The following is a 24382-nucleotide window of genomic DNA, read 5'->3' on the forward strand; positions in this document are numbered from 1 at the left end:
CACTTGACACATCGGATGCCAAACCGCACCGCGCCCACGCGAAGGCGGGCGGGGAGGGTCGGGCGGCGGCGGTGAGCCAGCCGGAACCTGTCGGCCACGACCCGTTCACACAGGGTCACCCTGGCAAAACCGCCCCGCGCGGCGCCGCGCCCCTCTACGGTGCCCTGGGGGGACGGGCACGGCACTGGAGGATGGGGCGGGGATGGACGAAGAAGAGGACATGCGGCTGGCGAGGATGACGCCGGAGATCTCCCGCCGCACGCTCGCCATGCTGCGCGGTCTCGCGGGCCTCGAACCCCCCGAGCAGGTGCCGGAGGACGCGATGGTCGTGGCCGACGCGATCCTCGCCGACTACGGCACCGACGGGCTCCGGGTACTGGCGATGACGCTGTCGGCCTGGGCGACGGCGCAGATCGAGAACGTCGCCGAGCTGAGCGGGCGCAGCAACGAGGCGGTGCTGGACGCCATGGAACTGGCCTGCCTGGAGGCGAACGCCGACGAATAGACGGGGCCGCCGGGACGGGCGGGGACGTGCGGGGCGTACCGGGACCGGGCGGACGGGGCCGGTCCGCAAGAAGCCCTGTCCGTTGCGGTCTCGATGGCGCGCATGTCGGCGACACTGGGGGTAGCAGTGCGCCGCGGGGGGTCGTGATCGGAGGCCGTCGTGAGCACACCTTCCCCCGTCCGGATGGCTGCCGTGCTGTCCGCCGAGCATCGTGGCCGACTGATGGCCCAGGCCCGCGAGGTCAATTTCCCCGAAGGCGCCCGGATCTTCGCCGAAGGCTCCGTGGCGGAGTCCTTCTGGATCGTGCGCTCCGGCACGGTGACCCTGCAGATCCCCGTGCCCGGCGGCCGCAGGCCCACGCCCGTGGAGAACCTCGGCCCCGGTGAGCTGGTGGGCTGGTCGTGGCTGTTCCCGCCGTACGTGTGGCAGCTGAGCGCCGAGGCGATGACGCCGGTGCGGGCGTACGAGTTCGACGGCACGCGCGTGCGGCTGCTCATGGACGCCGACCCCGCCTTCGGATCCGCGATCGGCCACTGGGTCGGGCGCGTCCTCGCCATTCGGCTGCAGCAGACCCGCACCCGTCTCCTCGACCTCTACGCCCCGCGCGCCTCGGCGCGCTAGGCCCGTCCGGGCCTAGCGCGCCGAGGGCGCCCCACGGGATCACCATGCCGCTGCGGACGCCCAGCGGGGGTCCCGGACGGCCTCCGGGGCCTTTCGCAAAGGTTTCACGCGTGTCTCCCGGCCATTGTTCAGCCGATTCGGCGGCCTGCTCCCGCACAGGTCAGGCCCTGTCACACCGCTGCGGTCTGCAGTCATCCGTACACGATCGGTGACGAAAAATGGGGGTCCGAACGGGCGTTCACGGCCCGCGTCGGCAAGACTCTGTCCGCTATCCGAAACAACAACCCAAGGGAGTGTTCGAAATGCGGTCCATCACCAGGGGTCTCGGGCTCGGTTCCGCCGCCATGGCGCTCACCGCGCTCACTGCGCTGGCCTGGCCGGGGACGGCCGGAGCCGCTCCTTCCGGCGCGGAAAGCCTCTACGCCCCGTCCGCGCTCGTGCTCGGGGTGACCGCCGGAGACGACGCCGCGACCGGTACCGTACTGCGCGCGGTGACGCTGGTCTGCGCGCCGACGCCGGGCGGGACGCACCCGAACCCGGCCGGCGCGTGCGCCGAATTACGTGCGAACGCGGCACGGCTCGACGTCCTCGCGGCGCCCGGGCCCGACACGGCGTGTACCAGGGAGTGGAACCCCATGACGGTCACGGCCGACGGGGTGTGGCAGGGCCGTCGGCTGAACTACGACCACACCTTCGGCAACCCGTGCGGTCTGCGCAGCGCCAACGGCGTCCTGTTCGGCTTCTGACGCACGCTCAGCGCAGTGCGGTGACCGGCCGGGCGGCACGTCGACAGCCGCCCGGCCGCGGTCACCTCGCGGGGTCAGCCCAGTTCGAGGCTGGTGACCCCGTAGATCCCGGCCAGTTCCACCTCGGGGGCCGGGCCGGTGTACATCCTTGCGGTCTCGAAGGTGGGGACCAGCCCGAGGCCCTCGAAGAGGGCGATGCCTTCCGGGTTCGCGTCCGGCACGTCCACGGAGACCAGACCGCCCGGCGCGTGCTCGGCGAGCCGCCGCAGCAAGGTGGCGGCGACGCCGGGGGTGGCCGCGTAGAGGGGGCCGATACGGAAGGCTCCGCTGCACGGCCGGATGACGCCGATCCCCTCGATCCGGCCGCCCCGGACGGCGGCCAGCGCCGTCCGGCCCGGCAGAGCGGTCCAGGCGGAGAGGAAGGCGTCGCGCGCTTCGGGGAAGAACCGGCGGTCGTAGGCCGCGAGTTGCCCGAAGGGCAGCGCGGCCGCGTCGACCACGTCGACCCCGGCGCCCTCACCGGCGCCCTCACCAGCGCCCTGCGGGACACCTTCGTGGCGGACGTTGTTCCAGGCATGACGGAAACCGGACTTACGGTAGTTGTCCTGCTGCTCGACGACCCCGTCCAGCCCGATGAGCCGCCCGTCCAGCCGCTCCATCGCGGCATGCCAGAGCCTGATGCCGTACCCCTGCCCGCGAAAGGCGGGCCGGGCGATGTAGAAGCCGATGAATCCGAAGCCCTCGCCGTAGCGGACCGCTGAGACGCAGGCCACCGGCTCGCCGTCGAGCCGGCCGACGAGGAAGCCCTCCGGGTCGGCGACCGCGAAGGCGAACCGGTCCGTGTCTCCCGGGTTCCAGCCCTCCTCGGCCGCCCAGCCGCGGATCATCTCCATGTCGGCGGCGCTCGCGCCGGTGATCTCGAATCCCGTCATGCCCGGTGTTGTACCAGACGGCCGAAGGACGTGCAGCAGGGCCTGATGAGCCACCGGGAGCCGGCGCCCGGCCGCGGCGCGCGGGGGTCTCAGCCCGCGCAGATCACGTCGTCGAGCCGGATGGGCTCGGAGTCGAGGCGTACGTAGGCGGTGAAGGTGTCGGTGTGCCCGGACTCCCAGTGGGTGGTGACGGTGGCCCAGCCGACGGCGGCCGCCCGGGCGACGGTGACCGGGCCGACGGTGATGTCCTTCGGTTCGTTCTGCGCGCAGAGCAGGACGTCGACCTCCGGGGTGTCCTTCTGTCTGTCCTTCAGCACCTGCGAGACACGGCTCTCGCGGTCCTGGCGGGACGGGCCGTGCTCGCCGTAGAAGGCGGCGAGGAAGTGACTGATCGCCTCCTCGTTGTGCCGCGGCGGCCCCGGGACGGCCACCGGCGCGGCGAGAGCGGGAACGGACGACAGGGCCACCGGCGCCGGCAGGGTCAGCAGCAGGGCGACAAGGCTGTACGGCTTGAGCTTCATGCCCGGTTTGTACCCGCCTGCCGGTGTCGAGGGCAGGGGCCCGGCCCGGATCTCACCCCAGTGGAGGCCGGGATTCACCGCAGAAACGGCCCTCCGGCCCCCGGGCGCACGGGTCCCCGCCCCGATCGGCGGGAGGTGCAGACGGGCGGCAGGCTGACGGCAGACGGGTGAACGGATAAATGCGGTCGCGGCCGCGAGGGACCCGTACGTAGGCTCGGCGCATGGGGAAACCGCTCGTCGCAGTGTTCAGTGGGGCCGGGATGTCCACCGATTCCGGGATTCCGGACTACCGGGGGCCGCAAGGTCTGTGGCGGCGTGAGCCCGACGCCGAGAAGCTCGTGACCTACGCGTACTACATGGCCGATCCGGAGATCCGGCGCCGGTCCTGGCTGATGCGAGCCGAGCTCGGCGCACTCGGGGCGCGGCCCAACGCCGCGCACCTGGCCGTGGCGGAGCTGGAGCGCGGCGGCACCCCGGTGCGGGTGATCACACAGAACGTGGACGGGCTCCACCAGCTCGCCGGGATGCCCGCACGCAAGGTGTTCGAGCTGCACGGCACCGCCCGGTCGGTGGTGTGCACCGCCTGCCATGTCCGGTCGGACATGGACGAGGCGCTGGCCCGGGTCGCCGCCGGGGAGCCGGATCCCGCCTGCCGGCGGTGCGGCGGGATCCTCAAGGCGGCGACCGTGATGTTCGGCGAACGGCTCGACCCGCAGGTGCTGGGGCAGGCGATGGCGGTGGCCAAGGGGTGCCAGGTCTTCATCGCCGTCGGGTCGACGCTCCAGGTGCAGCCCGCCGCCTCCCTGGCCGGGATGGCGGCGGAGGCCGGAGCCCGGCTGATCATCGTGAACGCCGAAGAGACCCCGTACGACCCGCTCGCCGACGAGGTGGTCCGTGAGCCGATCGGGACCGCCCTGCCCGCGCTCCTGGCCCGGATCTCCGCCAGCCGGGAAGCGGTCTAGCCCGAGAACCCGTCGGCCGCCCGGCGCAGCTCCGCCACGTCCAGCTTCTTCATCTTCATCATGGCGGCGGTGGCGCGGGCGGCCCGCTCCGGGTCCGGATCGCCGATCACCTCGATGGCGCCCGGCGGGATGACCTGCCAGGACACCCCGAACTTGTCCTTGACCCAGCCGCAGGCGGACTCCTGTCCGCCCTCCTTGGTCAGCTCGTCGTAGTAGTAGTCCGCCTCGGCCTCATCGGCGCAGTGGATCTGGAAGGAGATCGCCTCCGTGAAGGGGAACTGCGGTCCGCCGTTGAGACCGACGAACTTCTGCCCGTTGATCTCGAACTCGACGACCATCACCGCGCCCGGCGTCCCGGGGCCCGCTTCCGTGTAGCGGCTGGTCCGGCCGATCTTGCCGCCCTTGAAGACGGACACGTAGTAGTCCGCGGCCGCTTCCGCGTCGCCGTCGAACCACAGACACGTGGTGAAACCGTTGCCGCTCATCTCTGCCTCCAGGCCCGTGTGTGGACGGTGGTTACCGTTCCTCACATACAGACCGGCCCCGGGCCCGAAATTCATCGGTGGGCCCGGGGCCTTTCTGTGTTCGGCCGGGATTTCGCCCGTACGGCCTACTTCGCGGGCTGCGCGCCCATCGAGAGCATGCGGTCGACGACACGCTCGGTGGCGCGGCCGTCGTCCAGGTCGCAGAACTCGTCGCGGAACGCCGCCCGCGCCTGCGCGTACTGCTCGCCGACGGTGTCGGCGTTGCGTACGGCCTCGATCAGGCTCGCCGAGTCCGCCAGCAGCGGGCCGGGCGCCTTCTCCTCCAGGTCGAAGTTGAAGCCGCGCAGCGTGCCCTTGTAGTGCTCCAGGTCGTACGTGAAGAGCAGGATCGGCCGGTCGGTGAGCGCGAAGTCGAAGATCGCGGAGGAGTAGTCCGAGATCAGCACGTCGGCGACGAGCAGCAGGTCGGCGGCGTCGGGCCAGCGGGAGACGTCGACGACGAAGCCGTCGCGGACGCCCTCGCGGACCTGCTCGCCCACGTGGTGGTGGCCGCGGACCAGCAGGACGTGGTCCTCGCCCAGCTCACGGCGCGCCTGCTCCAGGTCGATCCGCAGGTCGAGCTTGTAGCCGCCGGACCAGCCCTCGCAGTTCTCGCGCCACGTGGGCATGTAGAGGACGACCTTCTTGCCCTCGGGCAGGCCGAGCCGCCGCCGGACCTCGGCGATCCGCTCGGCGTCGGGCCGCACGAGTGCGTCCGTGCGCGGGCTGCCGGCCTCGATGACCTCGCCGTCGTAGCCGAGGGCGCGCTTGAGGAGGGGCGTCGCGTACGAGCTCGGGGAGGCGAGCAGGGTCCACTGGGCACTGTCGTGCGCCAGCCCCTCCAGGATCTCCGGGCTCGTGTAGTAGTCGTGCACGAAGTCGTGGCCGATCTGCTTGATCGGCGTGCCGTGCCAGGTCTGGACGACGACCTGACCGGCGCGGCGCTCGAAGTGCGCCGGCACGGTGTCGTTGGTGACGTAGTAACGGGCGCGGGCCAGCAGTTCCCAGCACTCCAGGCTGCCGTGCTGCACGGCGCGTGCGGTCGCCGGCACCTCGGCGCGGCCGTCGCGGACCAGCCAGATGTGCTCCAGCTTCTCGCCGCGGCGCACCAGTTCCTCGTGGATGGCGCGGGGGGAGTCGCCGGCGCCGTTGCCCTGGAAGGTGTCGTAGATGACGACGTCCTTGACCGGCAGGGCGCGCTGCGCCGGGTAGGTCTCGAAACGGGCCACGCGCTGGGAGTAGCGGGAGCGGTCGTGCGGGCTGAGCAGCGGGTCGGCGACCAGCACCATGCGGTCGTAGAAGCGGGTCTCGACCCGCATCCGGCGGCCGTGCGTGGTGAGGGGGTGCGGACCGGCGAAGAGCAGGCCGGGGCCCATCTGCACGGGAGCGCCGCGGTCGACGCCGAGGAGGCCCGCGGTGGTTCCGCCCTGGGCGGCCGGGCGCAGCGTGGGCCACCAGCGGCCCTCGGGGATCGTGGTGCGGCCGGCGTACGGCTCGGGGAGCACGGGCTCGAAGGTGGTCTCGAAGCCGTTGCCGTCACGGGTGACGGGGTAGCTGAACTCCACGCCGTGCGCGTTGTGCAGGACGAGCTCGTAGGGCTCGTCGGTAGGTGCGGTGAACCGGCCCTTCAGGGTGACGGTGCCGTCCTTGGTCTCGACGGTGTCGATCAGAGGCGGCGAGGGCTGCACGGAGAGCGTCAGGTGTCCGGTGTTGCCGCGCTTGGCGAACAGGACGCGGTCCGCGTCCTCGCCGGGCAGGGGAAGGACGAGACCGTTGAAACCGCCGCGCTCGTCGTGGGCCAGGCGGTGCTCGGTGCCGTCGGCGCCGAGCACGGACAGGCTCCACGGCTCCGGGGTCCACTCGCCGGGCTCGCACGGGGCGTCCGGTACGGCGGCCAGCTCGGCCAGCGGTACACGGGCGGTGAACGGGATCCGGCCGACGCCGGCCGCGGAGGCGGTCTCCAGCGGGAAGGTGAGGATGGTGCCGGTGCTGACGTGCACGGCCTGCAGGGTGGCGGCGCCGTCGATCTGGGCGGAGAGCTCGCCGCTGATCAGGGCGGCGTCGTCGCCGTCGGGTCGTACCTCCAGGGCGCGGGCGCGGACGATCTCCACCTGGATGGTGAGGGAGCCGGAGACGGCCGGAACGATCCGGACGTCCGGGGCCACCCAGTGCGCGGGCGGGTTCTGGCCGGTGTCGTTCTCGCCGCCCTTGAGGCGGGCGCGGTGCAGGCCGCCGGCTCCGGTGACGGCGATGGAGGTGGTCCATATCCCTTCGCGCCAGGTGCCGCCCGACTGGAAGACCGAGGGGTCGACGACGGCGGTGAAGCCGGCCCAGTCGGCGTGCCTCAGGGCGAGGTGGTGGGCGTTCACGGTGGCCATCGGGGAGGCGACCGTACGGGCGCTGACGACCGAGCGGCGGCGCTTGCCGCCCTCGCGGAACACCAGCATCTTGCGGGAGCCGAGGCGGCTCTCCGCGCCGAGGTGGCCGGGCACGGCGTAGCCGCGCAGGAGCAGCTTGCCGTCGGCCCAGGCAGCCTGCTCCACGCGGCTGACGACGCGGCGCTCGCGCGGGCCGAGGGTGAGGATCTTGGCGGGGACCGGCGGGCGGCCCTGCAGGAAGGGGTAGTCCGCCTGCGGGCGTGCGATGCCCTTGACGGGCACGCTGTACTGGTAGTCGCGCTGGTGATCCTGGAGGGCGATGAAGTCCTCGACGCGGCCTTCGCTCGCCAGGAACGCCTTGAGGCGGTCGGCGACGGTCAGGTCGGACCAGGGGCCGGTGCCGATCTCCCGGACGAGGCCGCCGACCTCCTTGACGAACGCGGCGCGGAAGTCGGCGCCGCCTTCACCGACGTACTTGTAGATGAGCGGGAGTTCCTCGCTCAGTACGTTGTAGTCGTAGTCGCGCAGGTAGCGGGTGTACTTGGCGCCCTGCTTGGCCTTGAGGGACTCGCGGACCAGGCGGACGGACGTCACGCGGTCGATGAGCGAGACCGGGTCGGTGGAGCGCTGGGTGATGGAGCGCTCGCCGGTCTCGCGGACGCGCCAGTGGTAGACGCAGTCACTGAGGATGTCGACGCTGGAGGCGAAGTAGTGCGAGGGGATGCTGACCGGGGCGTCCTCGTAGAGGATGCCCTCCGGGTACTGGAAGCCGTGCTCGTCCCAGAAGGTGCGCCGGTAGACCTTGTTCCACGCGGTGCGGTCGGTGACCAGCGCCGGGAACTTGGAGATGTGGGTCTTCAGCTGGGTCTTGGCGAAGGCCGCCCGGTGGCCCCAGGACTGCTGCATGCCGACGGAGCGGAAGCGCTTCACGTTGCCGGCCGCGAAGTCCGAGCCCGTCTCGTCGAGGGCGTCGATCATCCGCTGGTAGGCGTAGTCCGGCATGGTGTCGTCGCTGTCGACGAAGGCCAGGTACTCGCTGTCCTTGTGGGCGTGCCGGGCACCGACGTTGCGGGCGGCGCCGAGGCCGGCGTTCTCCTGCATCACGACCCGGAAGCGCTTGTCCCGCGCGGCGAAGGCCTTGGCGATGACGGCGCTGGTGTCCGTGGACCCGTCGTCCACGAGGATGGCCTCGAAGTCGCCGAAGGTCTGAGCGGCGATGGATTCCAGGCACTCGTCGAGGTAGAGCTCGACGTTGTAGACGGGGACGACGATGCTCAGGCGCGGGGGCATGGGTGGCGGGTTCTCCAGCGATTGGTGCTTTATCGATGATCAGCTGCTCACAGCATCCTACTAGGTGGCAGAATCATGAACTCCTCCCTTATCGGGCATACCACAGCTGATCGCCGGGGCGGACGGCAAAGATTTAAGCCGCCCGCCACCTCGACGACGCGGTCCTGGCTCAGATTTCCAGATCGGCCTCGATCCTCTTCAGCTGGTGGCGGGCCATCGCGAGGTTGGCCCGGCCCCTGTCGAGGGCGAGGTAGAAGAAGAAGCCCGAGGTGCCCCGGCCCTTCAGCAGGCGGATCAGGTGGTACTGGCCGCCCAGCGTGATGAGGATGTCCTCGATCTCGTCCTTGAGGCCGAGCATCTCCATCGTGCGGACCTTGGCGCGGACCACGTCCGTGTTGCCCGCGGCGGCTACCGCGAGGTCGAGGTCCTTGCCACCGCCGATGGTCCCGAGGGCCATGCCGCTGCCGTAGTCGACCAGGGCGGCGCCGAGCGCGCCGTCGATGGTTGTGGTGCATTCCTTGAGGCAGGTCTCGACGTTTGCCATGAGTGGTTCCTCTTTCGTGTTCTCTGTGGCTGTTCTGGTTGCGGTGCAGTCTGGTGTCGCCCTGCAGGGCGTCAGGTGGGCGGAGCGGGCGGCAGCGGGGGAAGGGGCGGAACGCCGGAGCCCCGCCGCCCGAGGGTGCGGTCGATGAGTTCGCCCACGCGCACGCTGGAGCGCCGGGCCTCCAGGTGGAGCCGGCCGACATTGACGCGCGGCTCCGCCGTCAGGGTCAGGACGGCCGCCTCGCCCGCCGCGTAGGTGGCCACGTAGCCGTACTCACCGCGCACGAGAAGCTCGCGGAATCCGCCCTGGCCGGTGCTGTCGCTCAGGCGCTGGGCGACACCGAGGGCGGCCGCGGTCAGTGCCGCGACGGTCTCCGCCTCGGAGGCGGCGCTGTCCTGAGCGAGTACGAGGCCGTCGGCGCTCGCGGCGAGGGCGCCGGTGAGCTGGGGCACGCGGGCCCGCAGCCTGCGGAGCTCCGCGAGTATCTCGGCCTCCGCCTCGGGAGGCACCGTGCTCATGTCGGCCTTTCTCCTTTCGGGCTGCCTCCGCTCGGAGCGGTCGGCGCGCAGGGCCGGTCGCAGCGGGAGCCTCACAGGCTTGCCTCCAGTGCGTCGCGTAACCGGCGGAGCAGCGCCACGTCCGGGGGTTGGGCCTGGGTCATCCAGTCGGGCAGGGGGTCCACGACCGGCGGCGGGGCCGGTGCGTGCGGGGTCTCGACCAGTCCGGCCGCCGCGAGGCGCCGTACGTCGAGCAGTGTGTGGAAGGCGGGTCGGCCGAGTACCCACGCGAGGTCCGCCGGGGTGCGCACACCGTCCGCCTGGTGCAGCAGCATCCGCTGCCGGGCTGTGATCGTCTGGCCGGGGAGGGCCTGTCTCGGCACGACCGGTGAGGTGTCCAGCAGGGGGTACGGCCAGACCGCGTCGAGCAGTTCCCGGCGGCGCCGGGTCTCGCGCTCCACGGCGGCGGCCGGGACGGAGCGGACCGAGCCGATCCAGTGGGTGGCTCCGCGGCGGAAGCGGGAGGGCCCGCTGCCCGGGGAGAGCGCGAAGAAGGCGGCGTCGAAGATGGCGGCGAGGTGGCAGATCTCCAGCTCCCCGCCCGCGAGACCGCCGCTGTCCACGAGGAAGCGGGCGACCTGGCGGCGGGCGCCGGCCCGGTCCACGGCCTCGCGCCAGCGCTCGGGGGCGAGGCCGCCTCCGGTGGTGAGCAGTACGTCGAGGCCGGGAGTGGCCGGGCTCTCGGCGTGCACGATGCGGCCGTTCTCCAGGAAGAGGGTGCCCCGGTCACGTAACAACGCGCCGGTGGCGCGCTCGGCGGCGAGCCGGGTGAGGAGGGGGGAGACGGCGACGCCCGCAGTGGTGACCGGGATGGTCATCTGAGCACCAGCCCCTCGGCGAGGGCGCGTAGCCTGTGGCGTGCCAGGGCGAGATTGCCGTCGGTGCGATCGAGCCACAGGTGCAGGAAGACACTGCTGTCGAAGCTCGTCTCGACGAAGCGCAGCACGTGGTAGCCGGTGCGGGTGGTGACGATCAGGTCCTCGACGGGCGGGCCGGCGGGCGGTATGCCGGACCCGTCACCGGATATCCGTTCGGCCTCCGCCGGGGCGAAGGACTCGTACTCGGCGGCCGCCCGGGCCAGCTCGGCGGTCTCGGCGGCGGTGGTCTCGTGATCGCCCACGGGCGAGTCCCCGGCGGTGCCGAGGGCCAGTCCGCTGCTCCAGTCGACCAGCGCGGCCCCCCGCGCACCAGGCAGGGCCATGGCTTCGAGCAGGCATTCGTCGATCCCGGGCACGCGGGCTCCCCTCCCGGCCGGACGTGCGGAGTGCACGGTCGTACGGCGCGACAGGAGGGAACTTACTCAACTTCCACACCCCGAAAGGGCGTTCTGGCATTTTCCGCTGGAACATGCACGGACGGGCGCGAGAGCTTGGCCGGAACCCGTCCACTTTTGATCACGAAGCGAGCGGAAGATCGTCAGCCAGCCGGAACGAGCCGCCCTCGCGCTGCACATAGCCCTCATGGCTCAGGGTGCGCAGCAAGTGGTAGACGGTGGGCAGCGGGATGCCGGTGAGCCGGGCGAGCCGCTTGGCCGTCACCCCGCCTTCCGCGTACATCGCCTCCAGCAGGCGCAGCGCGCGCTGCACGGAACCGATCAGGGTGGGTGTGCTGTCCTTCTGGCTGTGTTGCTCGGTGCCCATGGGTGGTCCCCCTGCTCCGGTACGAGGCCTGGCAAACCCATCAAAGTCCCTCACCAGCCGCAAAACCAGCTGACTCGCGTAAACCTGAGCATAAGATCACCGCACCTCGGCCCGGCTGCGACAGGCGGGGAACCGGCACCTATGCCGCCCCGACCTCGGATCCAGGGGGACCGCGGCGGGGAGGGAATCATGGAGACCGGCATCGGGGTGGCGGCGCCACCGGCCCGGGAGTGCCCGGAGTGCGGGGCCGCGGTACCCCGTGACGAACGCTACGTCGAATGGTGCGAGGCCTGCGACTGGAACGTGGACCCAGGCGCGCCGGACCCGGAATCCGGCCGGATCGCGTCCGTCCGGCGGCGCCTTGCGCAGCAGGTCGTCTGCGACGGATCCAGGCAGGACGAGGTGAGCGCCGAACTGGCTCCGGCCCGCGCCGCGCTGGCCCGCCAGGTGATCCGCGACTTCGCCGGCTGATCCGGCCGACCCTGCCGACCCGGCGTGCGGCGGGCCGGTCAGTCCGCGGGAAGGTCAGTCCGCGGGCCGCTCCGGGAGGAGGCGCTCGGCCATCTTCTCTATGAGCGTCTCCACCGGGTAGGCCTCCAGCAGCGTCGGCACGGTCAGGTCGTCCACGATCAGACCCAGCATCGCGAGGTAGAGCAGCACCACCCCCTGCCGGTCCCCCGGCAGGCCCGACTCCAGGTGCCAGCTGACGTTCGCCTCCAGCTCGGCGCGCTGGAACCCTGCCAGCTCCGCCTGGAGTTCGGGGCGCCGGGTGCCCTCCAGCCGCAGCTCCAGCATCGCGATGTGCACGCTGCGCTCGCGCCGCATCCGGTCCAGGAGCTGACCGAGCAGCACCTTGGTGTCCAGCGGGCCGACCAGGTCGGCGGGGTCCGGGACCAGCCGCTCCCGGGTGCGGTGGAGGATCTGCACGAGCAGCTGGGCCCGGTTGGCGAAGTAGTTCGAGGCGGTGCCCGTCGGCACGCCCGCCTCGGCGTCCACCGCGCGCAGCGTCAGGCCGCGGGAACCCTCGCGTGCCAGGACTTCGATGGCGGCGTCGAGCAGTGCGGCGCGGCGCTGCGGATTCTGGCGCATGAGCGGTCCCTCGGGTTCGTCGGTGGCCGTGGGCGGCGGGTCGTGAGCGGCGGGCGGTACGGCGGGTGCGGGTCCTGGCGAGCCGCCCCGGAGACCGGTGAGCACTGCAAGCGCAGTGCTCCGCTCACGGTAGCGGATGCGTACACGCATACGGATGCGCCCGGTCCTGGCCCTCCCCACCGCCCCCTCCCCCGTGTCAGGCTGCGCGTCATGGAGCGGATCATCGAGGAGATACGCGAGGACCTGGCACGCCGGCTCGCCCTGGCGGCGGACCGGCTCGCCGACCGGACGCTGGCCGAGGATCCCGCGTACGCCGCCCCGCTCGGCCGGGCCGCGCTGCGCGAACGGATCCACCACGACCTCCGCCAGGCCGTCGAGGGCCTGGTCCGCAGCTCCCGGGGCCTGCCGGTGGAGCTCGCCGACGCCCGGGCCGCCGGCACGCTCCGGGCCGAGCTGGGACTGCCGCTCTCCCCGCTGCTGCGCAGCTACCGCAGCGGCGGGCGGCTGCTCTGGGCGGCCCTCACCGAGGCCGTGGCCTCGCACGACCGGGCGGCGCTGCCCCGCCTCGTGCCGGGCGCGACCGCGCTGTGGGACGTACTGGACCAGATGACGGACGCCGCGTCCGAGTCCTACCGGCGTACGGAGGCCGCCCGCACCGACCGTGACCGGGAGCGCCGCGCGGCCCTGCTCGACTCCCTGCTCGACGGCGCGGCCACCCCCGCGGCTCCCGCTGCCCCGGAGGCCGCGGCGCAGCTGGGGCTGCCGGAGAGCGGCCGCTTCGCGGTGGTCGTGGTGGCCCCGGACACTGCCGCCCGGGCGGGGGAAAGACCCGGAGCGGGGGCCGGGGACCTGCGCGTGCTGTGGCGGGTCCGTGCCGAGGCGGAGACCGGTCTGGTGGAGCTGGGCCACCACCCGCTGGAGTCCGTACGGGAACTGCTCGCGCCGCTCGGGGTCCGCGCCGGGGTCAGCCCGGTCGTGGAGGCCCCGGCCGATCTCGCCCGGGCGTACCGGCTGGCCGTCCTCGCGCTGCGTACCGCCCCGGAGACCGGCGGCCCGCGCACCGCCCTGCTGGACGAAGGACTGCCAGGGGCGCTGGTCGCGGGCCAGGCCGAACTCGCCGGGCGGCTGCGGCAGGTGGTGCTGGGGCCGGTGCTGGCCCTGCCCGCGGAGGACCGCCGGCTGCTGCTGACCACCCTGGGCACCTGGCTGGCCTGTCAGGGCTCGACGACGTTCGCCGCGCAGCGGCTGTACTGCCACCGCAACACCGTCTCCAACCGGCTGCGCCGCGTGGAGCAGCTGACGGGGCGCTCCCTGTCGGACCCGCGGCAGCTGGTGGAGCTGGCGCTCGCCCACGCGGCGGTGGTCCAGCGGACCCCGGCACCACAGGCACCCCGTGGCCGCGTGGACCCGAAGTGAGCCCTAGGCGAGCAGTACGGGATCCCCTGCACGGGCGGTGCCCGGTGCGATGACGCCGGCGAGCGCGTCGAGCCGGTTGTCGTGGGCCGCGGCGATGGCCTTCAGGATCCGTGACGAGTGTGGGAGGTCCCGCTGGGCCTGGTTGGTCATCACACACCGCTCGCTGGAGCGCAGGAACTCGATGCGAAGGGTGTCTCCCGTGCGGGCCTGGTGTCCGATCCACCCGTCCTCGACGAACGGCGGGGTACCGGGCGGGGTGCGCAGGAGGATGTTCGGCCGGAAGCGGCGTTCGTCGATCGGTACGTCCGGTACCTCCTGGCGGATCCAGTCGAGGGTGGCCGTGGTCAGGACACTGAGCGGCAGTTGGTCGAAGTGTGAGATCCCGCCCTCGCGGGCCAGCTCCACATCGTCGCGGCCGAGGTACGCGCGGAGGTAGGCCGTGGGATCGGCCACCCTGCGTCCATGAGGGTCGATCAGCTCCGGTTGCCGCGGTTCCTGCCGTTCCTGCCGTTCCTGCGGCTGTTGCGGCCTCCGGTCGCCTTCCGGATAGCGGGAGCTCAGGTGCAGCAGCCCGTCCATGCGCCGGAAGCGGCGGGTGTTCTTGCCCGAGCCGAACTTGCCGTCCGCGCCCCGTACCGCGTACAGCCGGTCGCCCACCAGGCCACGCCGGTCGACCTCCGCGCTGCGCAGCCGTTCGCCACCGGTCGACTTGACCGGGTACCGCCACAACCGCTCGATCACACCTATGAGTTCCGCCACGGTGGCGACGGTAGCGCGCCCGCGGAGTACCGGTCATTTCGGCGTGACCGGGGCGAGCGGGGTGTCCGCGGGCTTCGCCGACTGCAGCAGGTACGGCACGTCGATCACCGCGACACCCGAGGTGAACAGCAGCCGCGCTTTCAGCCGCAGCGCGTTCTGGTTGTGCAGGGGCTGCTCCCACCAGTGGCCGACCACGTACTCCGGGATCACCACGGACAGCATGTCGGCCGGGCCGTCCGCCACCAGCTCCTCGACGTGGGCCAGGATCGGGCGGACCACCTCGCGGTACGGCGAGTGGAGGATCTTCAGCGGGAGGCCCGGAGCGTGTTCGGCCCACGCCGCGCGCAGCCGGCCCGCCTCCTCCTCGTCCGCCGCGACCGTGACCGCCGTCAGTGTGTCGGGGCGCAGGCCCTGGGCGTAGCCGAGCGCCTTCAGGGTCGGGGCCTGCACGGAGGCGACCAGGACCAGTACGTGGTGGCGGGCGGGCTTGCGCGGCTTCGCGCCGGGGGCGATGGCGACTTCGCGGGCGACCTGGTCGTAGTGGCGGCGTACGCCCTTCATGCCGAGGAAGAGCAGCGGCATGGCGATGACGACCAGCCAGGCGCCGTGCGTGAACTTGGTGGTCAGGACGATGACCAGGACCAGGGCGGTCAGGGCGGCGCCGACCGCGTTGATGGCGAGCCGGCGGTGGATGTGCACCCGCTCCTCGCTCGCGGTGGCGGGCGAGGCGAGTTCTCTGCGCCAGTGCCGGACCATGCCCGCCTGGGAGAGGGTGAAGGAGACGAAGACGCCGATGATGTAGAGCTGGATGAGGCGGGTCAGTTCGGCGTCGAACGCGACGATCAAGGCGATGGCGGTGAGCGCGAGGAGCACCACGCCGTTGGAGTAGACGAGCCGGTCGCCCCGGTTGAAGAGCTGGCGCGGCGCGTACCGGTCCCTGGCCAGGATCGAGGCGAGCATCGGGAAGCCGTTGAAGGCGGTGTTCGCGGCGAGGATCAGTACGCCGGCGGTGACGGCCTGGAGCAGGTAGAAGAGGAAGTGCCAGCTGCCGAAGGTGGCCCGGCCGATCTGGGCGAGGGCGGTGGAGGTCGGGGTGCCGGGGGGCAGGCCCAGCTCGGTGGGGTCGGCCGCGACGTGCACCTGGTACGTCATGGCGAGCACGGTGATGCCCATGAACATGGTCACCGAGAGCACGCCCATCGCGGCGAGGGTGGTCGCCGCGTTCCCGGCCTTGGGCTTCCGGAAGGCGGGGACACCGTTGCTGATCGCCTCGACGCCGGTCAGGGCGGTGCAGCCGGAGGCGAAGGCGCGCATCGCGAGGAAGACGAGCGCGATCCCCGTGTAGGTGCCGACCGCGGTGATCGGCAGGTCGGCGGATTCCGCGCGGATGGTGTCGCCGGTCGCCATGCGGACGGCGGCCCAGGCGAACATGAGGTAGATGACGAGCACGAAGCCGTAGGTGGGGATGGCGAAGACGCGCCCCGATTCGCGCACACCGCGCAGGTTCATCAGGGTCAGCAGCACCACGAACCCCACCGACAGGACTACCGCGTGGCCGCTCAGCGCCGGGATGGCCGAGGTGATCGCGTCGACGCCCGACACCACGGAGACGGCGACGGTCATCACGTAGTCGACGAGCAGGGCGCTGGCGGCGGTCAGGGCGGCGGTCTGGCCGAGGTTCTCGGAGCTGACGACGTAGGCGCCGCCGCCTCCGGGGTAGGCGTGGCAGGTCTGCCGGTAGGAGGCGACGACCACCACGAGGAGGAAGACGATGGCGGCGGCCGCGTACCACGTGAGGTGGAGCAGCGCGACGCCGCCGAGGGCGAGGATCAGCAGGATCTCCTCGGTGGCATAGGCCACTGAGGAGAGCGGGTCGCTGCAGAAGATCGGCAGGGCGAGCCGTTTGGGCAGCAGGGTTTCCCCCAGGCGCGCGGTGTCGAGGGGTTCACCGACCAGTACGCGTTTCGCATTGATGCGCCTCATGGAGGAATGATCGTCGACGTTTTGCGCCGGTCTTCCCTTTTGCCGCCTGTGTCACCCGGCGAGCTCCTCCGCCCGGTGCGCCAGCCACAGGTCGTGGCGGGCGCTCGGGGACTGGAGGAGGGAGCGTTCCAGAACTGCCTCCACGCGGGACAGCCGCTTGCGGGCGCCCGGCACGGAAATGCCCAGCGCCCCGGCGGCCGGGACGAGTTGGGCGTCGTGCGCCAGCCAGACGCGGACGGTCTCGCGGGCGCCGGACGGAGCGTCCGGTCCGGTCAGCGGGCCCAGATGGGAACGGGCCCACGCGGTCAGGCGTGGATCGCGCAGCACCTCGTCGAGGTCCGGGGCAAGCGCCGCGCCCGCGCCCTGCCCCCCGCCCCCCGGACCGCCCGAGGTCAGCCGCAGCGCCAGCGAGAGCGCCGCCTGGTCCGCGAGCCGTGCGAGGTCCAGGCCGAGCAGCGTCTCGACCAGGCGGAGCCGGGCGGCGAGGGTGTTGCGATGGATCTTCAGCAGCCTGGTCGCGTGCGAGGTGAAGTTCAGCCAGGCGTGAGCGGTGGCCCGCAGCTCCTGCGCCCCGGGGTCCTGGGGGCGCCGGGGCTCGTGGGTGTGCAGGGGAGCCAGCAGGGCCTCGGCCCAGCCTGCCCCCGCTCCGTGGGCGGCGAGCGCCAGTTCGGGGCCCGGCCCGAAGCGGGCGTGCCGTTCGCTCCGGCCGCGGGCGACGGCCAGGGCGTGGAAGGCCTGGGTGTAGGCGGCCGGGGCCTCGCGCAGGCCCAGTTCCCCGCTGACCCCGACCGCGCAGTCCGGGGCCACCTCCACCAGCGCCACGGCCAGGGAGTCGTGGTCGGCCGAGGCAGCCGCCAGGTCCGCCGGGACGAGGAGGATGAGGTGGCGCACGTACGCCGGGCAGCGCACGATCCAGGCCCGGCCGCCCGTCAGCTCCTCGCACCGCCGGGCCACTTCACCGCGCCGACCGGTCCGGCATTCCACGACGTACATGCGCATCGGCTCGGGCAGCGAGGACCCCAGCGTCTCGGCGATCTGGTGGGCGACGGAGAGCCGCCCGTTCATCAGCAGGTGCAGCACCGCCTCCCGGGCCCGCGACTCGGCGAGCTGGGCCCGCTCCTCCCGCCGCGCGGCCTCCTCGGCGCGCAGTACGAGGGCCAGCGGTACGGCGGCGTCCGCGAGCAGCGTGGCCGCGCCGGGGTGCTGCGGCTGCTCCAGTACGGCGGCCAGCGCGCGCCCGCCGTCCAGCGCGAACAGCAGCGTGGCGGAGCCGCCGTGGTGCAGGACGGCCGACCGTACGCCGCGGGCGCTCATCTCGGCGGCGCCCCGCACGGCGGACTCGGGCCCCGGCCCCTGCCCGTCGGCGTCCACCACACCGGCCCACCCGCCCAGGCGGGCGGCGAGCCACCCCAGCAGCGCGGCCGAGCCTCCGGCGTGGGCGAGCCTGTGGACCTTGAGGATGTCGTCGGACCGGGGCACGGCCGCATTCAACCATCCGCCGCACACTGTGCGCAGTGATACCCGTCTCGGCCCGTCACTGGGCACAGCGCACCCTGCGGAGGGCTCTCCACCCGCATACGCTGTGACGAGCGGCCGGATCCCGGCGGGGGCGCGAAGCGCCCGGTACGGGGGAAGCACCGGGGTCCGCCGCCGCTCACATCCTGGCGGCCGCGCTGCGGATGGCCTCCCGGATGCGGAAGTACGTCCCGCACCGGCAGATGTTGGCGATGGCGTCGATGTCCTCGTCCGTCGGCTCGGCGCTCCGCTTGAGCAGTGCGACGGCCGCCATGATCTGGCCTGGCTGGCAGAAGCCGCACTGGGCGACGTCCTGTTCGAGCCAGGCCTCCTGCACCGGGTGCAGCTCGTCCCCGTTCGCCAGCCCCTCGATGGTGGTCACCGACTTCCCCGCGCAGGCGGAGACGGGCACCACGCACGGCCGGATGTCGGTGCCGTCGAGATGACTGGTGCAGGCCTTGCAGACGTCCACGCCGCAGCCGTACTTGGGGCCGTTGACCCCGAGCATGTCGCGGAGCACCCACAGCAGGGGCAGGTCGTCGGGCGCGTCCACGGTGACGCTCCGCCCGTTGACGGTGAAGGTGTGGGAGGGCACGGCGTACTCCTGGTTCGTGGCTGCGGGGATCTGTGGGCCTGCGGGGCTCAACGGGGGTAGGGGGTGAAGTCGACGTCGAAGTCGAGGGGGAAGCCGCGCGGCTTGGAACCGGTCGCCCGCGCCCAGGCGTTGGCGATCGCGCCGACCGCCGCGGGGACCCCCAGCTCGCCCGCGCCGCCCGGCTCCTCCCCGGTGGCCGGCAGGACGTGGACCTGTACCTCGCTCGGGGTGTCGCGCTGCTTCGCCCAGTGGAACTGGCTGTAACTGCCCTCCAGCGGTAGTCCCTTGTCCAGGTGCAGGCCGGCGCGCAGGGTGGTGGAGATGGCGTCGGTGAGGCCGCCGATCATCTGGGCCTCCAGGCCGCGCGGGTTCACGGGCAGGCCCACGTCCACGGCGATGACCGCCTTGGTCACGCGGACGTGCTCCGGGTCGCGGGTGTCGATCTCGACGAGGCAGGCGGTGCGGGACTTGTACTCCTCGTGGAAGGCGATGCCCTGCGCGCATCCCGCGGGCATCGGCCGCCCCCACCGTCCTTCCGTCGCCGCCTTGTCGAGCACGGCGCGCTGGGCGCCGGTCTTCAGGAAGGTGCGGCGGAAGCGGTACGGGTCCTTGCCGGTCGCCGCGGCCAGTTCGTCGACCACGATCTCCTCGGCCCCGCGGGTGTTGGCCGAGTAGACCGAGCGCCAGGAGCCGGTGGGGATGCCGGTCGGCACCTCGGTGAGGGCCTGCGTGGTGAGACCGAAGTGGTACGGGGACTTCACCGTGGTGAGGAAGAGGGTCTGGGCCAGTGTCGCGTTGCCGATGCCGAGCGGCAGGCTCGCCGCCGTGGCGGTGATGATCTCGCCGAGCCCGTGCCGGAAGTCGGTCTCGGCGGCGGCGACCCGGTGCTCGAAGCTGAGCACCTCGCCCAGCAGGTGGGTGGCCCGGATCTTGTGGTGGGTGGCGGGGCGCATCCGGCCGTGCCGGGTGTCGTCCACACGGGTCCACATCAGCTTGACCGGGCGGCGGCAGGCCTTGGAGATCCGGGCGGCCTCCAGGGCGGCGTCGAAGAAGAGCCGCCGGCCGAAGGATCCGCCGGCCTGGACCACGTGCACCTTCACCTTGTCCAGGGGCAGGCCGAGGTCGGCGGCGATGGTCTCGCGGGCCACGATGGGGGACTTGAGGCCGGACCAGATCTCGGCGCGGTCCTCGGTCACGTCGGCGACGGCGGAGTTGGTCTCCATCGGCGCGTGACTGACGAACGCGAAGTCGAACTCGGCGTCCACGTACGGCGTCAGCAGCGGCGGCACCAGCAGCGGCGGGGTCGCGGCGCGCAGCTTCGTACGGATCTGCGTGTCGGACAGCGCGTCGGCGGGGCCGGGGCCCCAGGTGACCTGGAGGGCGGCCTTGGCGTTCAGGGCCTGACCGAAGGTCTCGGCGACGACGGCGACCCCGGTCGGGACGGTCACCACGTGCAGGACCCCGGGCATGGCCTGGACGGCGGCGGTGTTGGCGACGGACTTCACGCTGCCGCCGAGGGTGGGCGGGCGGCGCACCACACAGGGCTTGGCGCCGGGCACGTCGAGGTCGAGGGTGTACCGCTGGGCGCCGGTGACCATGGCGCGGGCGTCGACCCGGCTGGTCGGCCGCCCCACGAGGGTGTGCTGCGCGGTCTTCTTCGGGGTGGCGCCGGGGACGACCAGGCCCGGGTCGGCGGCGGCCGTGGCGAGGGAGCCGTAGTCGGCGGTCCGGCCGTCGGGGGCGCGGACCGCTCCGTTCGCGGTGGTCAGCGTGGCCGCGGAGAGGCCCCAGCGGCGGGCGGCGGCCGCCACGAGGCGGGCCCGGGCGGTGGCGGCGCACTGCCGGACCGGCCCGTAGAGGGAGCGGATGGAGTTGGAGGAGCCGGTGAGCTGGTTGAAGACCAGCTCGGGCCGCGCGTCGTCCAGTTCCACGCGTACGGCGGCCAGCGGCGCGTCGAGTTCCTCCGCGACCAGCATGGCCACGGCGGTGGTGAGGCCCTGGCCCACCTCCTCGCGCGGCAGCCGGAAGCGGATGGTCCCGTCCGCCTCGACGGCGAGCGCCAGCAGGGCGGAGGTGGGCGCGCCCGCCAGGATGAACAGGTCTCCGAGGTCGATGACGTCGGCGATGGCGGGCAGGCTCGGCACCACGGCGTGGGCGGGCTGCGGGGCGAGGGCGTCGGCCCCGGCCCGGGTGACGAGGGCCAGCGTCGGCGCCGCGACGAGGTACGTGAGGAAGGTACGGCGGCTCCGCCCGGTCATGATGCTGTGTCCCCACCCCTGCACGGGCCCGTGTGCGGACCTCCCCCGGCTCGTTACCGACACGTAGGGTAGCGATCGCCGCGCGGGCTGGGAAGCGGAAGCGCAGAGCGGGGTCCTTCGTTCGAGGGGTACCGCACCGGAGGGGTGACCGGTGCCCCACGGCCCGGACCGCTCGCACACCTCGCGCGTACACACGACGAACCGCCGCGGAGCAGCAGGATTCAAGCCACGGGTGGACGACTCCGGGGCCCCCTCGGCCGGCGCGGTCCAGCACGTCCACCAGGCGGCCGGGCACCCGGCTGCGGAGATCTCCCGGTGCCAACCTCCGCCCAACGCCGCCCCCACAGCGGGTGGCCGGAAGTATTCGTACAGGCGAAGCGATACCGGAAGGCCCTTGGCATATGCCACATGCAAGTCCTTAACGGATGTTGCCAAACTCCTTACAGGCCGTCGCGGCCTGTGCCACAGTCGTAACCGGTTCTTCCTCCAGACTTGGCCGTGCCGCGCCTGTATCGGAGTTCTCATGCCGTCCCACTTGTTCGCGGACCGTCCCGCGCAACCACCCGAGCCGGGGTCGGTGGACGCACTGATCTCGCAGACCCGGCGCCTTCGGGGTGAAGTGGACGCGGTCCGCCGCGACACCGTCGTCGACGACGACGACGCCCAGGGCCGCTGGCAGCGCGCGCTGTGTGATCTCGCCGTCCACCACCTCGACGACCTTCGCGAGCACCTGGGCCAGCTCAAGGAGGGCCTGCCGCCCGCGCCCGACACCGTCGAATTCCCCTCGGCGGCCCCCGAAGCCGGGCCCGAGGCGCAGACCCGCGTCGGCAGCGCCGAGTGGAACCTGCTGACGGACGAGGTCAGTTGGTCCGACGAGCTGTTCCAGATCTTCGGCCGGTCCCCCGAGTCGGGCGCGCTCCCGCTCGACGAACTGGGCTCCACCCTCTTCTCCGAGGACCAGCCGCTGCTCACCGCGTGGGTCACCGCCTGCCTGGTGGACGGCAAACCGATCGACGGTGAGTTCCGCATCGTCCGGGCCGACGGGAGGGTCCGGACCTTGCAGATGAGAGCCGAGCCGGTACTCGACTCCGACGGCTGCACGGCATCCATGTGGGCCGTGCTGCGGGACGTGAGTGAACTGCGCCGGAGCCAGCGGGCGGTGCGCGAGTCACGGGACTCGCTGCAGCGCCAGCGGGAGATCGCGCAGACCGAGCACCGGCTGGCGGTCGAGCTGCAGGAAGCCGTGCTCCCCCCGTGGCGCGGCTCCCTGCGGTTCCCGTACAGCAGCTCGGGCTCGCTCGACGTGGCCGCGCACTACCTGCCGTCGGCGACCCGCGCACTGATCGGCGGCGACTGGTACGACGCCCTCGAACTCCCCGACGGACGCTCGATGCTGACCGTCGGCGACCTGACCGGGCACGGGGTCACCGCGACCTCCGGGATGGCGATGATGCTCGGCGCCCTGCGCGGCATGGCCATGGCCGGCATCGAGCCCGGCCCCCTGATGGGCTGGCTGAACCAGCTCCTGGAGACCTCCGTACAGCCCGCGCTCGGCTCGGCCGTGTGCTGCCGGTACGATCCCGTGCGCCGCGCGCTCTCCTGGGCGCAGGCCGGACACCCCGCCCCCCTGCTCTTCCGCCACGGCTCCGGCCGCTCCCTGGCACCGCCGGAGGGCGTCCTCCTCGGCGCCACCTCCGGAGCCTCGTACGGGCAGGCCGAGGAGCGACTGGAGGTCGGCGACGTACTCGTCCTGCACACGGACGGGCTGACGCCGCGCAGCATCGAGTTCAGCCGGGCCGACGGAGCCGAGCGGCTGCTGGCGCTCGCGCCCCGGTTCTCGGCGGCGCGGTCGGCACAGGACTGTGTGCGGATGGTGATCGAGGAGTTCGGCGAGAGCGAGCGCGAGGACGACGCCTGCGTGCTGGTGGCCCGGGTCGGCTCCTGAGCGGGAACAGCCGTAAGGGTTCAGGGCCGCGCCGGAAGGCGCGGCCTTTCTCGTCTCCTTTCGCCTCCGGCCACTACACCTCCGTACCGCGCGGGCTGCGCGGTGCCGGGATGTCGGGCAGGGCCAGCTCGATCTCCTCGCGCAGGTCCTCGATGCGCGCGTACCCCGCGTACTGGCCGGTGAGCCGGTACATCTCGCGCAGCCGGTCCCATGTCCGGTGCGAGGAGGTCTCGTTGATCGACACCAGGGCCAGCCGGGCGTAGCGGTCGGCCTGTTCGGGATCGTCGGCGATGAAGCAGGCCGAGGCCATCGAGATGTAGTCGAAGATCTGCGAGCGCTGGTAGCCGTCGCCGCGCAGCCGCAGGGCCTCCTTGGCGTGGCGCGCGGCGATCGGCGCAGCCGTGGCGTCGTGGTCGGCGAGCGTACGGTACGCCAGCGCCTGCATGCCGTGCAGGTCCGCCTCGTCGAAGTGCTGCATCCAGCTCGGCGGCGGTACGTCGCCCTTGTCGGAGACGAACAGCTCCTCCGCCTCGCCCAGGGTGCGGCGCATGGCCTGGCCCTTGCCCATGGCGGCCTGCGCCCAGGCCTCGATGGTGTGCAGCATGGCGCGGGTGCGCGGCAGGGTCTGCTCGCCGGAGCCCGACTGGGCCAGCTTCATCAGGTCGAGGGCTTCGTTCGGCTTGCCGAGGTGGACCATCTGGCGCGCGGCCCGGGACAGCGCCTCGCCAGCGCGCGGCCGATCGCCGCCCTCGCGCGCGGCGTGCGCGGCGATGACGAAGTACTTCTGCGCCGTGGGTTCGAGGCCCACGTCGTGGGACATCCAGCCGGCGAGCACGGCGAGGTTGGCCGCCACCCCCCATAGCCGCCGCTGGAGGTGGTCGGGGTGGTGGTAGGCGAGCATCCCGCCCACCTCGTTGAGCTGGCCGACGACCGCCTTGCGCTGGAGGCCACCTCCTCTGGAGGCGTCCCAGGCACGGAACACCTCGACGGAGCGTTCCAGTGCCTCGATCTCCTGGGAGCCGATGGGCGCGGCCTCGTAGCGGTCGTAGCCCGCGGGGTCGGCCTGGAAAGAGCCCCCGAAGCGCTGCGTCTCCTTGGCGAGGGCGGGGTCGGTGTGGAGCCAGTCGTGCATGGCGTTGGTGAGGGCGGAGCCGGCGGTGAGCACGGCGCCCGCGCCCATCAGACCGCGACGGTTGAGCATGAGGTCCATTCCCGTGAATTCGGTGAGGACCGCGGCTGTGCGTTCGGGCGCCCATGGCATTCCGTCGGGGTTCTCCTGACCCCCGTCCGGCTGCCTTCTGCTGGTGCGCCGCTGCCGTACGAACCCGAGGTCCTCGATGGTCACGACACGACCGAGCCGCTCGGTGAACAGTGCTGCCAGTACCGTGGGCACCGGTTCGCGCGGGGACTCCCCCATGTCGATCCAGCGCCGTACCCGCGAGGTGTCGGTGGCCAGCTGGGGGTGGCCCATGGCCGCCGCCTGCCGATTGACCATCCTCGCGAGTTCGCCTTTCGACCAGCCGGCCAGGCCGAACAGGTCGTTCAAGCGGGTGTTCGGACCTTTGCTCACGTCAAGCCCCCAGGTTCTCGGCTGAGTTGACA

23 protein-coding genes are annotated in these 24382 nt (G+C 72.4%); 7 read left to right on the forward strand and 16 right to left on the reverse strand.

What is annotated here, in order from left to right; all coding sequences use genetic code 11:
* Positions 1-202 precede the first annotated feature (202 nt).
* The 3 genes from OG737_RS00935 to OG737_RS00945 all read left to right on the forward strand — a co-directional run bounded on the left by OG737_RS00935 (position 203) and on the right by OG737_RS00945 (position 1872).
* On the forward strand, positions 203-505 hold the full coding sequence (locus tag OG737_RS00935; RefSeq protein ID WP_328924194.1) for a hypothetical protein: 303 nt from the start codon (positions 203-205) through the stop codon (positions 503-505).
* A gap of 159 nt (positions 506-664) precedes the next feature.
* Entirely contained in the window at positions 665-1126 is a 462-nt protein-coding gene (locus OG737_RS00940) for a cyclic nucleotide-binding domain-containing protein (protein ID WP_328924195.1), read from the forward strand.
* Between the two features lie 302 nt (positions 1127-1428).
* Positions 1429-1872 (forward strand): subtilase-type protease inhibitor, encoded by a 444-nt coding sequence (locus OG737_RS00945; RefSeq protein ID WP_328924196.1) that lies wholly within the window; start codon positions 1429-1431, stop codon positions 1870-1872.
* Positions 1873-1946: 74 nt separating this feature from the next.
* On the opposite strand, the gene OG737_RS00950 is transcribed toward OG737_RS00945, so the two are convergent.
* A complete protein-coding gene (locus tag OG737_RS00950; protein WP_405921081.1) occupies positions 1947-2804 on the reverse strand; it encodes a GNAT family N-acetyltransferase in 858 nt (285 codons plus the stop codon).
* Between the two features lie 89 nt (positions 2805-2893).
* Positions 2894-3325: a hypothetical protein gene (locus tag OG737_RS00955; protein WP_328924198.1), complete on the reverse strand. Its 432-nt coding sequence runs from the start codon at positions 3323-3325 to the stop codon at positions 2894-2896.
* Between the two features lie 221 nt (positions 3326-3546).
* On the opposite strand from OG737_RS00955, the gene OG737_RS00960 reads away from it, so the two are divergent.
* A complete protein-coding gene (locus OG737_RS00960) occupies positions 3547-4287 on the forward strand; it encodes a Sir2 family NAD-dependent protein deacetylase (protein ID WP_328924199.1) in 741 nt (246 codons plus the stop codon).
* On the opposite strand, the gene OG737_RS00965 is transcribed toward OG737_RS00960, so the two are convergent.
* The 7 genes from OG737_RS00965 to OG737_RS00995 form a co-directional block, all read right to left on the reverse strand.
* On the reverse strand, positions 4284-4772 hold the full coding sequence (locus OG737_RS00965) for a VOC family protein (RefSeq protein ID WP_328924200.1): 489 nt from the start codon (positions 4770-4772) through the stop codon (positions 4284-4286). The two genes, OG737_RS00960 and OG737_RS00965, sit on opposite strands and share 4 nt — an antisense overlap.
* Positions 4773-4897: 125 nt before the next feature.
* Positions 4898-8479, reverse strand: a complete 3582-nt coding sequence (locus tag OG737_RS00970; protein ID WP_328924201.1) for a bifunctional glycosyltransferase family 2 protein/CDP-glycerol:glycerophosphate glycerophosphotransferase — start codon at positions 8477-8479, stop codon at positions 4898-4900.
* A 169-nt stretch (positions 8480-8648) separates the two neighbouring features.
* Positions 8649-9023, reverse strand: coding sequence for a hypothetical protein (locus OG737_RS00975; protein WP_328924202.1), 375 nt, complete (start codon positions 9021-9023; stop codon positions 8649-8651).
* 71 nt (positions 9024-9094) lie between these two features.
* Positions 9095-9541, reverse strand: a complete 447-nt coding sequence (locus OG737_RS00980) for a roadblock/LC7 domain-containing protein (protein ID WP_328924203.1) — start codon at positions 9539-9541, stop codon at positions 9095-9097.
* 71 nt (positions 9542-9612) lie between these two features.
* Entirely contained in the window at positions 9613-10398 is a 786-nt protein-coding gene (locus OG737_RS00985) for a transcriptional regulator (protein WP_328924204.1), read from the reverse strand.
* Positions 10395-10814, reverse strand: a complete 420-nt coding sequence (locus tag OG737_RS00990) for a hypothetical protein (RefSeq protein ID WP_328924205.1) — start codon at positions 10812-10814, stop codon at positions 10395-10397. The genes OG737_RS00985 and OG737_RS00990 overlap by 4 nt, the downstream gene beginning before the upstream one ends.
* A gap of 160 nt (positions 10815-10974) precedes the next feature.
* Positions 10975-11220 (reverse strand): helix-turn-helix domain-containing protein, encoded by a 246-nt coding sequence (locus OG737_RS00995; RefSeq protein WP_405680419.1) that lies wholly within the window; start codon positions 11218-11220, stop codon positions 10975-10977.
* A 189-nt stretch (positions 11221-11409) separates the two neighbouring features.
* On the opposite strand from OG737_RS00995, the gene OG737_RS01000 reads away from it, so the two are divergent.
* Positions 11410-11691, forward strand: coding sequence for a hypothetical protein (locus tag OG737_RS01000; protein WP_328924206.1), 282 nt, complete (start codon positions 11410-11412; stop codon positions 11689-11691).
* 54 nt (positions 11692-11745) lie between these two features.
* Here the strand turns inward: OG737_RS01000 and OG737_RS01005 are convergent, their stop codons facing one another.
* Complete coding sequence (locus OG737_RS01005; protein ID WP_328924207.1) at positions 11746-12309, reverse strand: TetR family transcriptional regulator; 564 nt, start codon at positions 12307-12309, stop codon at positions 11746-11748.
* A 210-nt stretch (positions 12310-12519) separates the two neighbouring features.
* On the opposite strand from OG737_RS01005, the gene OG737_RS01010 reads away from it, so the two are divergent.
* Positions 12520-13725: a PucR family transcriptional regulator gene (locus OG737_RS01010; RefSeq protein WP_405921082.1), complete on the forward strand. Its 1206-nt coding sequence runs from the start codon at positions 12520-12522 to the stop codon at positions 13723-13725.
* Between the two features lie 3 nt (positions 13726-13728).
* Here the strand turns inward: OG737_RS01010 and OG737_RS01015 are convergent, their stop codons facing one another.
* From OG737_RS01015 to OG737_RS01035, 5 genes are all read right to left on the reverse strand, one after another.
* Complete coding sequence (locus tag OG737_RS01015) at positions 13729-14484, reverse strand: MOSC domain-containing protein (protein ID WP_328924209.1); 756 nt, start codon at positions 14482-14484, stop codon at positions 13729-13731.
* Between the two features lie 33 nt (positions 14485-14517).
* On the reverse strand, positions 14518-16467 hold the full coding sequence (locus tag OG737_RS01020) for an APC family permease (RefSeq protein ID WP_328924210.1): 1950 nt from the start codon (positions 16465-16467) through the stop codon (positions 14518-14520).
* Positions 16468-16518: 51 nt separating this feature from the next.
* On the reverse strand, positions 16519-17946 hold the full coding sequence (locus OG737_RS01025; protein ID WP_328924211.1) for a helix-turn-helix domain-containing protein: 1428 nt from the start codon (positions 17944-17946) through the stop codon (positions 16519-16521).
* A gap of 175 nt (positions 17947-18121) precedes the next feature.
* Entirely contained in the window at positions 18122-18577 is a 456-nt protein-coding gene (locus OG737_RS01030; RefSeq protein ID WP_328924212.1) for a (2Fe-2S)-binding protein, read from the reverse strand.
* Between the two features lie 47 nt (positions 18578-18624).
* Positions 18625-20835 carry a molybdopterin cofactor-binding domain-containing protein gene (locus OG737_RS01035; RefSeq protein WP_405921083.1) on the reverse strand — a complete coding sequence of 737 codons (2211 nt, stop codon included), beginning with the start codon at positions 20833-20835 and terminating at the stop codon, positions 18625-18627.
* Positions 20836-21358: 523 nt separating this feature from the next.
* Between OG737_RS01035 and OG737_RS01040 the strand changes: the two genes are divergently transcribed.
* A complete protein-coding gene (locus tag OG737_RS01040; protein WP_328924214.1) occupies positions 21359-22780 on the forward strand; it encodes a SpoIIE family protein phosphatase in 1422 nt (473 codons plus the stop codon).
* A gap of 73 nt (positions 22781-22853) precedes the next feature.
* Here the strand turns inward: OG737_RS01040 and OG737_RS01045 are convergent, their stop codons facing one another.
* Positions 22854-24350, reverse strand: a complete 1497-nt coding sequence (locus tag OG737_RS01045; protein ID WP_328924215.1) for a hypothetical protein — start codon at positions 24348-24350, stop codon at positions 22854-22856.
* Between the last annotated feature and the right edge of the window lie 32 nt (positions 24351-24382).

Source organism: Streptomyces sp. NBC_00122 (assembly GCF_045160845.1).
In the GTDB taxonomy this organism is placed as follows: domain Bacteria; phylum Actinomycetota; class Actinomycetes; order Streptomycetales; family Streptomycetaceae; genus Streptomyces.